Annotated in this window: 14 protein-coding genes and 1 riboswitch; of the genes, 3 read left to right on the forward strand and 11 right to left on the reverse strand. The window is 58.4% G+C overall.

What is annotated here, in order from left to right; translation table 11 throughout:
* Positions 1 to 90: 90 nt before the first annotated feature.
* The 6 genes from UR504_RS05060 to moaA form a co-directional block, all read right to left on the reverse strand.
* The gene (locus UR504_RS05060; RefSeq protein WP_008501145.1) at positions 91 to 798 is read right to left on the reverse strand and encodes a Bax inhibitor-1 family protein; all 708 of its coding nucleotides are present in this window, start codon (positions 796 to 798) and stop codon (positions 91 to 93) included.
* 64 nt (positions 799 to 862) lie between these two features.
* Positions 863 to 1,315 (reverse strand): molybdopterin synthase catalytic subunit MoaE, encoded by a 453-nt coding sequence (gene moaE, locus UR504_RS05065; RefSeq protein ID WP_111963821.1) that lies wholly within the window; start codon positions 1,313 to 1,315, stop codon positions 863 to 865.
* A 1-nt stretch (position 1,316) separates the two neighbouring features.
* The gene (gene moaD, locus UR504_RS05070; protein WP_111963820.1) at positions 1,317 to 1,562 is read right to left on the reverse strand and encodes a molybdopterin synthase sulfur carrier subunit; all 246 of its coding nucleotides are present in this window, start codon (positions 1,560 to 1,562) and stop codon (positions 1,317 to 1,319) included.
* Positions 1,555 to 2,040, reverse strand: coding sequence for a cyclic pyranopterin monophosphate synthase MoaC (gene moaC / locus UR504_RS05075; protein WP_223581690.1), 486 nt, complete (start codon positions 2,038 to 2,040; stop codon positions 1,555 to 1,557). The genes moaD and moaC overlap by 8 nt, the downstream gene beginning before the upstream one ends.
* Before the next feature lie 3 nt (positions 2,041 to 2,043).
* On the reverse strand, positions 2,044 to 2,556 hold the full coding sequence (moaB, locus tag UR504_RS05080) for a molybdenum cofactor biosynthesis protein B (protein WP_302234568.1): 513 nt from the start codon (positions 2,554 to 2,556) through the stop codon (positions 2,044 to 2,046).
* 24 nt (positions 2,557 to 2,580) lie between these two features.
* Positions 2,581 to 3,570 (reverse strand): GTP 3',8-cyclase MoaA, encoded by a 990-nt coding sequence (gene moaA / locus UR504_RS05085; protein ID WP_302234566.1) that lies wholly within the window; start codon positions 3,568 to 3,570, stop codon positions 2,581 to 2,583.
* A riboswitch (molybdenum cofactor riboswitch) is annotated at positions 3,558 to 3,691 on the reverse strand. It overlaps the preceding gene by 13 nt.
* A gap of 225 nt (positions 3,692 to 3,916) precedes the next feature.
* On the opposite strand from moaA, the gene yvcK reads away from it, so the two are divergent.
* Positions 3,917 to 4,825 (forward strand): uridine diphosphate-N-acetylglucosamine-binding protein YvcK, encoded by a 909-nt coding sequence (gene yvcK / locus UR504_RS05090; protein WP_127730109.1) that lies wholly within the window; start codon positions 3,917 to 3,919, stop codon positions 4,823 to 4,825.
* 92 nt (positions 4,826 to 4,917) lie between these two features.
* Here the strand turns inward: yvcK and uvrB are convergent, their stop codons facing one another.
* Positions 4,918 to 6,933, reverse strand: a complete 2,016-nt coding sequence (gene uvrB, locus UR504_RS05095) for an excinuclease ABC subunit UvrB (protein WP_274242352.1) — start codon at positions 6,931 to 6,933, stop codon at positions 4,918 to 4,920.
* 752 nt (positions 6,934 to 7,685) lie between these two features.
* On the opposite strand from uvrB, the gene UR504_RS05100 reads away from it, so the two are divergent.
* Positions 7,686 to 8,408: an ABC transporter ATP-binding protein gene (locus UR504_RS05100; protein WP_248182374.1), complete on the forward strand. Its 723-nt coding sequence runs from the start codon at positions 7,686 to 7,688 to the stop codon at positions 8,406 to 8,408.
* On the opposite strand, the gene bioD is transcribed toward UR504_RS05100, so the two are convergent.
* The 4 genes from bioD to bioB are packed head-to-tail and all read right to left on the reverse strand — an operon-like array spanning position 8,371 to position 11,998.
* The gene (gene bioD / locus UR504_RS05105) at positions 8,371 to 9,072 is read right to left on the reverse strand and encodes a dethiobiotin synthase (protein WP_302234559.1); all 702 of its coding nucleotides are present in this window, start codon (positions 9,070 to 9,072) and stop codon (positions 8,371 to 8,373) included. The genes UR504_RS05100 and bioD overlap by 38 nt on opposite strands.
* Positions 9,065 to 9,820 carry a malonyl-ACP O-methyltransferase BioC gene (gene bioC, locus UR504_RS05110; RefSeq protein ID WP_133294022.1) on the reverse strand — a complete coding sequence of 252 codons (756 nt, stop codon included), beginning with the start codon at positions 9,818 to 9,820 and terminating at the stop codon, positions 9,065 to 9,067. Before bioC ends, bioD begins: the two co-directional genes overlap by 8 nt.
* Positions 9,804 to 10,961: an 8-amino-7-oxononanoate synthase gene (bioF, locus tag UR504_RS05115; RefSeq protein WP_302234556.1), complete on the reverse strand. Its 1,158-nt coding sequence runs from the start codon at positions 10,959 to 10,961 to the stop codon at positions 9,804 to 9,806. The genes bioC and bioF overlap by 17 nt, the downstream gene beginning before the upstream one ends.
* A complete protein-coding gene (bioB, locus tag UR504_RS05120) occupies positions 10,958 to 11,998 on the reverse strand; it encodes a biotin synthase BioB (RefSeq protein WP_320739408.1) in 1,041 nt (346 codons plus the stop codon). Before bioB ends, bioF begins: the two co-directional genes overlap by 4 nt.
* An 86-nt stretch (positions 11,999 to 12,084) precedes the next feature.
* On the opposite strand from bioB, the gene bioA reads away from it, so the two are divergent.
* Positions 12,085 to 13,374, forward strand: coding sequence for an adenosylmethionine--8-amino-7-oxononanoate transaminase (gene bioA, locus UR504_RS05125; protein ID WP_414464871.1), 1,290 nt, complete (start codon positions 12,085 to 12,087; stop codon positions 13,372 to 13,374).
* Positions 13,375 to 13,381: the final 7 nt, after the last annotated feature.

Below are 13,381 nucleotides of genomic sequence, written 5' to 3' on the forward strand. Positions count from 1 at the left end.
CTTGTTGCCGTTTTTAGTGTTTGTTCCCTCTCCCGTGGGAGAGGGTCAGGGTGAGGGCACCAGACAGCACCGCCACCCGGCAAAGCAATCTTAACGACGGTTGCCAAGAATTCGCAGCAGCATCAGGAACAGGTTGATGAAGTCCAGATAGAGCGTCAGTGCGCCCAGAATCGAGTATTTGCGCAGGTTGGAACTGTCGCGCACGTCGATCTGCTCACCGATGTTTTTCAGCTTCTGGGTGTCATAGGCCGTTAACCCCACGAAGAGCACCACCCCGATATAGGTCACAGCCCACATCAGCGCGTCGCTCTTCAGCCACAGGTTCACCAGCGACGCCAGCACAATCCCGATCAGCCCCATAAACAGCATGCTGCCGAAGCCGCTCAGATCGCGCTTCGTGGTGTAACCGTACAGGCTCATCGCACCAAACATCCCGCCGGTCACCACGAAGGTGCTGGCGATGGATGAATAGGTGTAAACGATGAAAATGCTGGAAAGCGTCAGGCCCGTTAGCGCCGAATAGAGCATAAACAGGGTCGTTGCCATGCCGGCACTCAGCTTGTGCACCAGACCAGAAAGCACAAACACCAGCGCCAGCTGCGCGATAATCAGCCCAAAGAAGGTGATTTTGCTGGAGAAGATAAACATCATCAGTTCCGGCGTGTTCGCTGCATACCACGCGATAAACGCGGTAAGCAGCAGGCCAACAGTCATCCAGCCATACACCTGAGCCATATACGTCTGCAGGCCGCTACGGGTCTGCTGTACTATTGAATCGGAACGCGGAAATCGGTCCATGATTCACTCCTGATTAAGATTAAGTAGACACACTCGTTAAGAGTAACACATCCACGTAAACCAACTACCAACGGCTGGCGGCCTGCTTATCGCTGTCGCGAGATTCTACCCAGCGATCCCCTTCCGGCGTGGCTTCGCGCTTCCAGAATGGAGCTTTGGTTTTGAGAAAATCCATAATGAACTCCCCTGCCGCAAACGCGCTGCCTCGGTGGGCGCTGGTAACGCCGACGAAGACAATCTCCTCGCCGGGCCACATCTCGCCGATGCGGTGAATAACCGTGACTCGCCCGAGCGGCCAGCGGCCTCGCGCCTCGTCGACAATCTCCGCCAGCGATTTCTCGGTCATCCCCGGATAGTGCTCCAGCGTCAGTGCCTTCACGCTGTCGCCGAGGTTGTGGTTGCGCACCTTGCCGGTAAAGGTCACGACCGCGCCGTCTTCATCGCGTTCCGCCAGCCAGCCGTATTCGGTCCCTACGTTAAAACGCTCATGACTCACCAGAATTCGGGTTTCAGCCATCTTAGCCCCCTGTCACCGGCGGGAAGAAGGCCACTTCATCCCCTGCGTTAAGCGGATGGGTGAATTCCACCAGTGTCTGGTTAACGGCGGCCAGCAGCTTGCCTTCGTCGAGCGCCAGCGCCCAGCGGTCGCTTTGTGCCGCCAGATGCGCGCGCAGGGCAGCGACGTTATCAAAAGACGCGTCCAGCGTCAGGCTGTCGGTATTCACCAGCTCGCGCACCTGCGCAAAAAAGAGCACCTTAATCATGGCTGTCCACCTTAAAATCACCGGATTTGCCGCCGCTTTTTGCCAGCAGACGCACCGGGCCAATCACCATATCTTTCTGCACCGCTTTGCACATGTCGTAGATGGTCAGCGCGGCAACGGAGGCCGCCGTCAGCGCCTCCATCTCCACGCCGGTTTTGCCGGTTAAGCGGCAGAGTGACTCAATGCGCACGCGATTGTGCTCCGGCTGCGCCTGCAGGTTCACTTCCACCTTGCTCAGCATCAGCGGATGGCACAGCGGAATAAGATCCCAGGTCCGTTTGGCGGCCTGAATTCCCGCAATGCGCGCGGTGGCAAAGACATCACCTTTGTGATGGCTGCCGTCGATAATCATCGTCAGCGTTTCCGGCAGCATGGTGACGTACGCTTCGGCGCGCGCCTCGCGCACCGTTTCCGCTTTGGCGGAGACGTCCACCATATGCGCTTCGCCAGCGGCGTTAATGTGGGTCAGTTGTGACATAGCTTATTTCTTTAAATGGGGATGGAAATTACACGGACGGGTACGGGCATCCAGCTGCGGGGCGATGATGTTTTCCCACGCGGTGCGGCAGGCTTTGGTCGAGCCCGGCATGGCGAAAATCAGGGTTTTGTTAGCCACGCCCGCCACGGCGCGCGACTGAAGCGTGGAGGTACCAATCTCTTCAAAGGAGAGCATGCGGAACACTTCGCCGAAGCCTTCCACCTCGCGGTCGAACAGCGGGATTAGCGCTTCGGGGGCCTGATCGCCTGCGGTAAAGCCGGTGCCGCCATTGATCAGCACCACCTGAACTTCATCGCTGGCGATCCACTGAGAGACCTGCGCGCGAATGGCGTAGCGGTTCTCCTTCACGATCGCTTTATCAACGATGTTATGTCCTGCGTCATGGGCCGCATCGCGCAGCCAGTGGCCGGAGGTATCATCCTCTTCGCCACGGCGGTCGGAAACGGTAAGAATAGCAATGCGTGTCGGGATAAATTCTGCGCTTACCTGACTCATCTTCTGATTCCTTCTTAAGCCTGATTACCCGCCGATGTAGGACAGGTTCTGAGTAATACCGGTATTGCCCTGATGCAGGAAGTGGGTCTGTTTTTTATGCGTCAGCGCTTCAGAAATGCGTGCTTCAAGCGCGTCCTGCTGAGCATCGTCTTCCAGCAGATCGCGAAGGTCCACGCCGCCGTCGCCGAACAGGCAGAGATGGAGCTTGCCCACGGAGGAGACGCGCAGGCGGTTGCAGCTGGCACAGAAGTCTTTCTCGTAAGGCATGATAAGCCCAATTTCGCCTTCGTAATCAGGATGGCAGAAGACCTGCGCCGGACCGTCGCTGCGCTGGCGGATCTGGTGGATCCAGCCGCGTTTCAGCAGCGCGTCGCGCAGAACCATGCCGGAGATGTGATGGCGGCGAAACAGCTCGCTGCCCTCGCCGGTTTCCATCAGCTCAATAAAACGCAGCTGAATGGGGCGGGTTTTGATCCACGCCAGGAAGGTATCGAGCTGGTGATGGTTCACATCACGCATCAGCACCGTGTTGACTTTGACTTTTTCGAAGCCGGCCGCAAATGCCGCATCAATACCGTCCATGACCTGCTGGAATTTATCCTGACCGGTAATGGCGTGGAACTGGCGGGCATCCAGACTGTCCACGCTGACGTTAATGGCGGTTAGGCCCGCATCGCGCCAGGTGGCCACGTCACGCGCCATACGGTAACCGTTGGTGGTCACCGCAATCTGGCGGATACGTTCGTTTTCACGCACGGCGGCAATGATGTCGGGGAAATCGCGGCGCAGCGAGGGTTCACCGCCGGTAAGGCGCACTTTTTCGGTGCCGAGCTCAGAGAAGGCGCGCGTGACGCGACGCACTTCATCCACGGAGAGAAAGCCGTTATTGGTAACTCTGCCCGGTTTGTAGCCGTCGGGCAGGCAGTAGGTGCAACGGAAGTTGCACACATCGGTAATCGACAGACGTAAGTAATAAAACTTACGCGCGAAAGCATCAGTAAGTTGTGAAGCCATGTACACCTTTCCAGATCGGGAGGCACAGTCATTTCTTTCTGTACCCTGGTGGCAAATTCGCCACGGCCAGAGCGCCATATCTTTCGACACAGGCGCAAGGGCTAGAGTGTATGTTTTCATTTTTGAAAACGTGGTTAGGGCGATAGTAGCGCGGAAATTCTCACGGCGCCATTGTCGCTTTTCGCTATATAATTACGTATATAGCGAATCAATCCTGCATTTTCGCTACAGAATACCTAAAAACCGCATTTTCACATTGATATACGTCATTTTGCATCGGGTGAGGCATCGTCTTTTAGGGGTAGTTAGGTTACTGTTACGCGATCGAACGTGATAAGGAATACGTATGCGCAATCGCACTTTTGCGGATCTTGACCGAGTGGTCGCTCTTGGCGGAGGACACGGCTTAGGCCGGGTTATGTCCTCTTTATCGTCACTCGGCTCAAGGCTGACAGGGATAGTCACTACCACCGATAACGGCGGCTCAACCGGGCGCATTCGTCGTGCCGAAGGCGGCATTGCCTGGGGAGATATGCGCAACTGCCTGAACCAGTTAATTACCGAGCCGAGCGTCGCATCGGCGATGTTTGAGTACCGTTTTGGCGGTAATGGCGAACTTTCCGGGCATAACCTCGGAAATCTGATGTTAAAGGCATTGGATCACCTGAGCGTACGGCCTCTGGAAGCCATTAACTTGATCCGTAATCTGCTGAAAGTGGACGCATTCCTGATCCCCATGTCTGAACAACCGGTTGACTTAATGGCCATCGACGCCGAAGGGCATGAAGTTTACGGCGAGGTGAATATCGACCAGCTCCTCCTGCCGCCAGCGGAGTTGATGACCTATCCGAGCGTGCCCGCCACGCGAGAAGCGGTAGAGGCCATCGGGGAAGCGGATCTTATCCTGATCGGTCCAGGCAGTTTTTACACCAGCCTGATGCCCATTCTGCTGGTGAAAGAGCTGGCACAGGCGCTGCGCCGCACTCCTGCCCCGATGGTTTACATCGGCAATTTAGGCCGTGAGCTGAGTCCAGCAGCCGCAAGCCTGTCGCTGGCGGATAAACTCAGCTTGATGGAGCATTACGTCGGTAAGAAGATCATTGACGGCGTGGTGGTTGGGCCGAAGGTGGATGTGTCCGGCATCGGCGATCGTGTGGTGATTCAGGAGCCGCTGGAGGCTTCAGACATCAAATATCGCCACGATCGCCATTTGCTGCGCGAGGCGCTGGAGAAGGCGATTCAGGCGCTGGGCTGACAATAAAACCCGTTGGCGCTGCGCTTAGCGGAGCGACAAAAGGCGCGAATCCCGCAGGCCCGGTAAGCGCAGCGCCACCGGGCAAAACTAACCTATGATGCCGCGATAAACAGATCCCGCAGCTGATGAAGCTGGTCGCGGATCTGCGCCGCCTCTTCGAACTCCAGATTCTGGGCGTGCTGCATCATCTGCCCTTCCAGCTCGTGGATTTTCTGCTGCAGCGCTTTCGGCGTCAGCACGACGGTATCTTCTTCCACCACTGAACGCGCCTTGCCGCGGCCTTTCGCTTTGGTTTTGGCAATATTCTGACCCAGCGCCAGAATATCCACCACCTTCTTGTTCAGCCCCTGCGGCGTAATGCCGTGTTCTTCGTTGTAGCGCTGCTGTTTCTCGCGGCGGCGTTCCGTCTCGCCAATCGCTTTCGCCATCGACGGGGTAATTTTGTCACCGTACAGAATCGCTTTACCGTTGACGTTACGCGCGGCGCGGCCAATGGTCTGAATCAGCGAACGCTCGGAACGCAGGAAGCCCTCTTTATCCGCGTCCAGAATCGCCACCAGCGAGACTTCCGGCATGTCCAGACCTTCTCGCAGCAGGTTGATCCCTACCAGCACGTCAAACTCGCCCAGACGCAGATCGCGGATGATCTCCATGCGCTCCACGGTATCGATATCCGAGTGAAGATAACGCACCTTCTCGCCGTGCTCTTCGAGATACTCGGTGAGGTCTTCCGCCATACGCTTGGTGAGCGTGGTCACCAGCACGCGCTCGTTAATGGCGGAACGGGCGCGGATCTCAGAGAGCAGGTCGTCCACCTGCGTTGCCACCGGACGCACCTCGATAATCGGGTCCAGCAATCCAGTCGGACGCACCACCTGGTCCACCACCTCATCGCCGGATTTTTCCAGCTCGTAGTTGCCCGGCGTGGCCGAGACGTAGATGGTTTGCGGCGCCAGCGCCTCAAACTCTTCAAACTTCATCGGACGGTTATCCAGCGCTGACGGCAGGCGGAAACCGTACTCCACCAGCGTCTCTTTACGCGCCCGGTCGCCGCGGTACATCCCGCCGATCTGCGGGATCGTGACGTGGGATTCGTCGATCACCAGCAAACCGTCGGCCGGAAGGTAATCAAACAGCGTCGGCGGCGGCTCGCCGGGCCCGCGCCCAGAGAGGAAGCGCGAGTAGTTTTCAATGCCGGAGCAGTAGCCCAGCTCGTTCATCATCTCAAGGTCAAACTGGGTACGCTGGCTCAGGCGCTGCTCTTCCAGCAGCTTATTGTTCGCCAGCAGCACCTTACGGCGCTCGGCCAGCTCCACTTTGATCTCTTCCATCGCCTGCACGATACGCTCGCGCGGCGTCACGTAGTGCGTTTTCGGGTAGATGGTGAAGCGCTGGATCACTGACTCAACGTGTCCGGTCAGCGGGTCGAAGAGCGACAGGCGCTCGACCTCCTCGTCAAACAGCTCGACGCGCAGCGCCATATCGTCCGATTCTGCCGGGAAGATGTCGATCACTTCGCCGCGCACGCGGAAGGTGCCGCGCTGGAAGGCCTGATCGTTGCGGGTGTACTGCAGCTCCGCCAGGCGACGCAAAATCGCGCGCTGGTCGATGATCATCCCCTGCGTCAGGTGCAGCATCATCTTGAGATAGAGATCCGGATCGCCCAGACCGTAGATCGCGGAAACCGAGGCAACGACGATCACATCACGACGCTCCAGAAGCGCCTTTGTGGCCGACAGTCGCATCTGCTCGATGTGTTCGTTCACCGAGGCATCTTTCTCAATGAAGGTGTCAGAGCTCGGCACATAGGCTTCAGGCTGGTAGTAATCGTAGTAGGAGACGAAATACTCCACCGCGTTTTCCGGGAAGAACTCTTTCATTTCGCCGTATAGCTGCGCCGCCAGGGTTTTATTGGGTGCCAGCACCATCGTTGGGCGCTGGAGATCCGCAATCACGTTGGCGATGGTGAACGTTTTACCTGAGCCGGTTACCCCCAGCAGCGTCTGGTGCGCCAGCCCATCTTCCAGCCCCTCTTCCAGACGACGGATCGCCTCAGGCTGATCGCCTGATGGACGGAAAGCAGAATTCAATTTGAACGGTTTACTCATGGGCGACAACCTGATGACGTTATAAGCGGCAGGTGTGTAATTTTACTCCTTGTTGCCAGGAATGCCAGTAAAAAACACTGGATGAAAAACCAGTAGCATGTCAGGATATTTAGCATAGCGCCTGAATGATTAGCGCGATAGCGGCCAAAATTTGGACAGTGGCAACATAAAACACCAGTCAGGTCAGGTTATCCCCAGAACTTTTTCTTTTTTAACATTTGTCAAGCCAGGTAATGATAGTTTTATGGCAACCGGTGACACTTTCATGACGGGAATTGCTTTTATCTAAGCAGTTAAAAAATAAACGATATTTTCTAAAGCCGCGTTTCGCGCCAATTTGGGCGTAAGCCGCGTCTTCTCTCGCTTATCGCGTGTTTTCTAACTCTAATGCACATGGTTATCCACAGGAATAGTGGATAACTGCTTCCAGCCCATACAGACTGGCGCTCTGCAAATTCCCGGATTTTCCCACGAGACGGCGACAAAAAATTTTTATAGCTATTTTTTGCTGATTAACAGTTGCGTCATTCATAACCAACCGATGGGATCTTGCTCACATTTTCATCATTTCGGGTTCTGCACCACAACTCATCACCGGCGGCACCGTCAATGTGCAATCCGGTTTTTTATAAACCGCTTTCCGGTGACTTATTCCTAAAAAAGTCGCTTTTTTAATCACTTTCCGCTTTATGGCAGGGGTTTTGCAGAATCAACAGCGAGCCTCACCTACACACATTTTTAAGGAGAGAAAGATGTTGAGTCTGCGTGCTGTGAATCAGTTTTACGGAAGTCAACATACGCTATGGAATGTGGATTTAGATTTTCCGCAAGGGATGTGTACAGGCGTCGTTGGCCTGCCGGGCATGGGGAAAACCACCCTAATGAATTGCATCGCCGGGAAGGTGCCTGTCGAAAGCGGCAGCATCATCTGGTATGAGGCGGGCGCGCCGCCGCGTGATTTGCTAAACCCGCCGCCAGAACAGCGTTCCGGCCCGGAGATTGGCTATGTCTCGCAGGACAGGCGGATCTTCTCCCAGCTAACGATTGAGGAGAACCTGCATATCGCCATGCGCGCGACGGGGAAACCTAACCCGAACGCAAAAAATGACGTTTACGACCTGTTTCCGGCGCTCTATGGGGTGCGACAGACACGTGCCAACACGCTCTCTCCGGACGACCAATACCAGCTGGCGCTGGCTAATGCGCTGGTGAACCGTCCTCACCTGCTGATCCTCGATGAGCCCCTGCACGGCGCAGGACACAGCTTCGCCCAGAAGCTGGGGCAGCTGCTGGTGCGCTTAAATCGGGAGTTAGGTATGACGGTGCTGTTAGCGGAGCAGCAGCTGTCGTTTATCCGCCGGGTGGCTGACCGTTTCTGTATGCTCTATCGCGGGCGTAACGTGGCGCAGGGCCACGTTAACGAACTGGATGACGAGCTTATTGCTCACTGGATGTCGCGGGAAGCAAGACGCTGAGATCGAGATAACGCCCGGTTTCGCCATTTTCCGCGCCGTCAGCAAGCCAGGGGATTTCCCCAAGGCACGGCGCGAGAAGGACGCGCCTGAGCGTCGCCAGATACTCCTGATGGCGTTTACCCGGCGCAACCACGTCGTTGGCTATCCAGCCCGCCAGACGCAGTCCGGCCTGCTGTACGGCCTGCGCGGTCAACATGGCGTGATTGATGCAGCCCAGCCTGACGCCGACGACCAGAATCACCGAAAGCTGCTCGGCCTGCACCCAGTCAGCAAACGTCTGCGTGTCCGAAAGCGGCGTAAACCAGCCGCCAGCCCCTTCAACCAGCACCCAGTCGGCCTGATTTTCCAGCGTCCGCAATCCGGCGGACAGCACGGCGAAATCAATAGGACGACCTTCATCGGCGCTGATAATGTGCGGCGAGGTCGGCTCGGCAAAGGTGTACGGATTCACCGCGGAATAGGCGAGTTCAAGGGTGCTGTTACGCTGGAGCGCCAACGCGTCGGTGTTGCGTAACCCTTCCGCCGTCATCTCGCTGCCGGACGCCACGGGCTTATATCCGGCGGTGTTTTTCCCGAGCAGCCGTGCCGCCTGCAGCAGCGCCGAGCTGGCCACCGTTTTACCCACTTCTGTGTCCGTGCCGGTGACAAAATAACGTTCAGTCACGTTCGATAATCCCATGAAAAAGTTGATAGGAGAGCGGGAATTGACCCCGCTGCTGCGGCCAGGCCAGCTCAAGGCGCTGCAGCTGACCGCGGGTGAGCGGTTTTTTCTCGCGTCCGGTATGCAGGTGCGTGGCGCCTATGCCCTTCAGCGAACGCATGGCGCTGAACGCATCGCTAAAATTGAGCGTGATGGTCTGCACTACGCTGCGAGCGCGCCAGCCTGCCAGCGCCTGCGTCACCTGCTCATGCGATAAAAACCGGTTAGCGTGCGGCTGTTCATCGACTGCCTGCCAGGCCTGATTCAGCTCCGGCAGCGAACTTTCCAGCAGGGTGGTAAACGCCACCTTCCCGCCCGGTCGCGCGACGCGATAAAGCTCGCGCAAGGCCTGCGGCAGGCTGCTGCACCACTGAACCGCCAGATGGCTCCAGACCAGATCGAACTGCGCGTCCGCCAGCGGGATCGCCTCGATATCGGCCAGCAGATAGCGATGCGCCGCCTGCTGCTGGCGCGCCTCTTCAAGCATCTGGGCTGAGAGATCGATAGCCGTCACCTGGCTTCCCGCCCCGCGCCAGTAGCGGCTGTTGCTGCCGGGACCACAGCCGGCGTCCAGCACCTGTGGAAAACGGTTCTCGCCAAGCGCGGCCAGAAGCCCCTGCGCGCTCAGACGCTGCAGCTCATCGTGCTGCGAATAGCTCTGCGCGGCGCGGCCAAATGCCGCCGCGATGGCCTGCTTATTCACCGGCATCATGGAGCGCCTCCAGCAACGTCTCAATATCCTGTCGTTCATGCGCCGCCGTCAGGGTTAAGCGCAGACGCGCCGTGCCCGGTGGTACTGTTGGCGGGCGAATGGCGGTCACCCACATGCCGCGCTGGCGCAGCGCCTGTGCCAGCGCCAGCGCGCGGCCGTTTTCGCCGACAATCACCGGCTGGATAGCGCTCTGCGAATCGGGACTGCGGAAAGGCAGCGCCGCTAACCCCTGACGGAAGCGGGCAACATGCTCTGCCAGCTGCTGGCGACGTTCATCCCCTTCTGCGCTGCGGATCACCGCCAGCGACGCAGACAGCGCCACGGCCTGCGCCGGGGGCATGCTGGTGCTGTAGATCAGGTGTCGGGCAAACTGCAGCAGATAGTCGGCGACGGATTCGCTGCACAGCACGGCGGCGCCGCTAACGCCAAAGCCCTTGCCAAAGGTGACAATCAGCAGTTCAGGCTTCACGTTTTGCTGATACGCGCTTCCGCGCCCTTCGTCGCCCATCACGCCGGTGCCGTGGGCATCGTCCACCAGCAGCCAGGCATTCTGTCGCTTTGCGGCCTCGTGCAGCGCGGCAAGCGGCGCGCTGTCGCCGTCCATGCTGAACACTCCTTCGGTGACAGCCAGCTGTTGTCCTTCGCAGGGTTTATCCAGCAGCGCTGCGAGCTGTCCCGCATCGTTATGGACAAAACGCCGCAGCTGAGCCGGGCTTAAATTTGCCGCCTCCAGCAGGGACGCATGGCTTAAGCGATCGGCAACAATGCGATCGTCCTTCCCCATCAGGGCCGTAATGACCGCCTGGTTGGCGGCAAAGCCGGAGATAAACAGCAGCGCGCGCGGGTAGCCGAGCCAGTCGGCAAGCTCCTCTTCCAGCGCATGATGCGCCGTGGTGTACCCGCTGACGTGCCCCGATCCGCCGCTGCCCACGCCAAACCGCTCAGCGCCCTTCTGCCAGGCGCGGATGATGGCCGGATGCTGGCTCAGCCCGAGATAGTCGTTGCTGGAGAAATTGCAGAACCGCTGGCCTTCACGGGTAAGAAAACGGCCCGCGCCGTTTTCCACCACCCTGCGAACGCGAAATGCCTCTGCCGCCCGACGGTCGTCGAGCGCAGAGTTGATACGTGCCTGCCAGGTCATACGGCTGCCGCGTTGTAGAACTGTTCGGTGTCGGCGTTGAAAATCTGCTGCTCCAGCTGCTGCTGTTGCTCGTTATCGCCCGTCAGCACTTCGGTCTGATGCGGGTTCAGCCCCAGCTTGCGGAACAGCTGAACGTCTTTATCCTCTTCCGGGTTCGGCGTGGTCAGCAGCTTGCAGCCGTAGAAGATGGAGTTGGCTCCGGCCATAAAGCACATGGCCTGGGTCTGCTCGTTCATCTGCTCGCGACCCGCTGAGAGGCGAACGTAAGACGTTGGCATCATGATGCGTGCCACCGCGATGGTGCGGATAAAATCAAACGCATCCACGTCCTCGTTATCAGCCAGCGGCGTGCCCTTGACCTTCACCAGCATGTTGATCGGCACGCTTTCCGGCGGGGTCGGCAGGTTCGCCAGCTGCAGCAGCAGGCCCGCGCGGTCTTTCACGGTTTCGCCTAAGCCCACGATGCCGCCGGAGCAGACCTTAATCCCCGCGTCACGCACTTTATCCAGCGTATCCAGACGCTCCTGGTAGGTACGCGTGGTGATGATGTTGCCGTAAAATTCCGGCGAGGTGTCGAGGTTGTGGTTGTAGTAATCCAGCCCCGCTGCCGAGAGGCGCTGCGCCTGCTCCTCGTTGAGCGTACCGAGCGTCATACAGGCTTCGAGGCCCATCTCCTTCACGCCCTTCACCATCTGCTCCAGATACGGCATGTCGCGATCGTGCGGGTTCTTCCACGCCGCGCCCATGCAGAAGCGGGTCGAGCCGGCGTTTTTCGCCTTGCGCGCGGAGTCGAGGACCTGATCGACTTCCATCAGGCGCTCTGACTCCAGACCGGTTTTGTAGCGCGCGCTCTGCGGGCAATATTTGCAGTCTTCGGGGCAGGCGCCGGTCTTGATCGACAGCAGCGTGCTGACCTGAACATGGCGGGGATCGAAGTGCTGACGATGCACCTGTTGGGCTTCGAACATCAGCTCAAGGAAAGGTTTGTTGAATAATTCAGTAACTTGCGACATCGTCCAGCGTGCGTGGTGAGCCATCGGGCTTCTCCAAAGGGTTTTGTTAATTTTCGGTTCGGTTTATACTCGTAAACCTAAAACTTTTCAAAATGGTTTACAAGTCGATTATGACCCAGGACGATCTCGCCTTCGACAAGCAGCATATCTGGCACCCTTACACCTCCACCACCCGCCCCCTTCCCGTCTATCCGGTTGCCTCCGCCCACGGCTGCGAGCTGCACCTCGCCAGCGGCGAGCGGCTCGTTGACGGCATGTCTTCATGGTGGGCGGCGATTCACGGGTACAACCACCCGCGCCTGAATGCGGCGATGAAGGCCCAGATTGACCAGATGTCGCACGTGATGTTTGGCGGGATCACCCATCAGCCCGCGGTGGATTTATGCCGTCGTCTGGTGGCGATGACGCCTGACTCGCTGGAGTGCGTATTCCTGGCCGATTCCGGCTCCGTGGCGGTGGAAGTGGCGATGAAAATGGCGCTGCAGTACTGGCACGCCAGAGGCGAAACGCGCCAGCGGTTCCTCACCTTCCGCAACGGCTATCACGGGGATACCTTCGGGGCGATGTCGGTTTGCGATCCGGACAACTCCATGCACAGCCTATGGAAGGGGTATCTGCCGGAAAACCTGTTTGCCCCTGCGCCGCAGACCCGCTTCGACGGCGAGTGGAACGAGATGGACATGATCGGCTTTGCGCGGCTGATGGCGGCGCATCGTCATGAGATTGCCGCCGTGATCCTTGAGCCTATTGTGCAAGGCGCGGGCGGAATGCGGATGTACCATCCGGAATGGCTGAGGCGTATTCGCAGGATGTGCGACCGCGAGGGCATTCTGCTGATTGCCGATGAGATTGCCACCGGCTTTGGCCGCACCGGCAAGCTGTTTGCCTGCGAGCATGCGGGTATCGCCCCGGATATTCTGTGCCTCGGCAAAGCGCTGACGGGCGGCACCATGACGCTCTCCGCCACGCTCACGACCCGCCAGGTGGCCGACACCATCAGCGACGGTGAAGCGGGCTGCTTTATGCACGGTCCGACGTTTATGGGTAACCCGCTGGCCTGTGCCGTGGCGAGTGAAAGCCTTGCGATTCTGGAGAGCGGCGAGTGGCAGACGCAGGTTGCGGCGATTGAGGCGCAGCTGAAAACGGAGCTGAGCGCCGCCTCGGGCGCGAATTTCGTGGCGGACGTGCGCGTGCTGGGCGCCATCGGGGTGATTGAAACCACCCATCCGGTGAATATGGCGACGCTGCAGCGCTTCTTTGTGGACCAGGGCGTGTGGGTCCGGCCTTTCGGCAAGCTTATCTACCTGATGCCGCCGTACAGCATCACGCCAGAGCAGCTTCGAAAATTAACCGACGCGGTTGTAACAGCCGTTAACATTCCCGCGCATTTCACGATTTAACCCAATG

The sequence above is a fragment of the Enterobacter sp. 241F3 genome, assembly GCF_034106785.1.
In the GTDB taxonomy this organism is placed as follows: domain Bacteria; phylum Pseudomonadota; class Gammaproteobacteria; order Enterobacterales; family Enterobacteriaceae; genus Enterobacter; species Enterobacter vonholyi.

Bases quoted from the DNA above. Each gene is read 5' to 3' on its own strand.
- UR504_RS05060 (WP_008501145.1), bottom strand. From the start codon at position 798: ATGGACCGATTTCCGCGTTCCGATTCAATAGTACAGCAGACCCGTAGC.
- moaE (WP_111963821.1), bottom strand. From the start codon at position 1,315: ATGGCTGAAACCCGAATTCTGGTGAGTCATGAGCGTTTTAACGTAGGG.
- moaD (WP_111963820.1), bottom strand. From the start codon at position 1,562: ATGATTAAGGTGCTCTTTTTTGCGCAGGTGCGCGAGCTGGTGAATACC.
- moaC (WP_223581690.1), bottom strand. From the start codon at position 2,040: ATGTCACAACTGACCCACATTAACGCCGCTGGCGAAGCGCATATGGTG.
- moaB (WP_302234568.1), bottom strand. From the start codon at position 2,556: ATGAGTCAGGTAAGCGCAGAATTTATCCCGACACGCATTGCTATTCTT.
- moaA (WP_302234566.1), bottom strand. From the start codon at position 3,570: ATGGCTTCACAACTTACTGATGCTTTCGCGCGTAAGTTTTATTACTTA.
- yvcK (WP_127730109.1), top strand. From the start codon at position 3,917: ATGCGCAATCGCACTTTTGCGGATCTTGACCGAGTGGTCGCTCTTGGC.
- uvrB (WP_274242352.1), bottom strand. From the start codon at position 6,933: ATGAGTAAACCGTTCAAATTGAATTCTGCTTTCCGTCCATCAGGCGAT.
- UR504_RS05100 (WP_248182374.1), top strand. From the start codon at position 7,686: ATGTTGAGTCTGCGTGCTGTGAATCAGTTTTACGGAAGTCAACATACG.
- bioC (WP_133294022.1), bottom strand. From the start codon at position 9,820: ATGATGCCGGTGAATAAGCAGGCCATCGCGGCGGCATTTGGCCGCGCC.
- bioF (WP_302234556.1), bottom strand. From the start codon at position 10,961: ATGACCTGGCAGGCACGTATCAACTCTGCGCTCGACGACCGTCGGGCG.
- bioB (WP_320739408.1), bottom strand. From the start codon at position 11,998: ATGGCTCACCACGCACGCTGGACGATGTCGCAAGTTACTGAATTATTC.
- bioA (WP_414464871.1), top strand. From the start codon at position 12,085: ATGACCCAGGACGATCTCGCCTTCGACAAGCAGCATATCTGGCACCCT.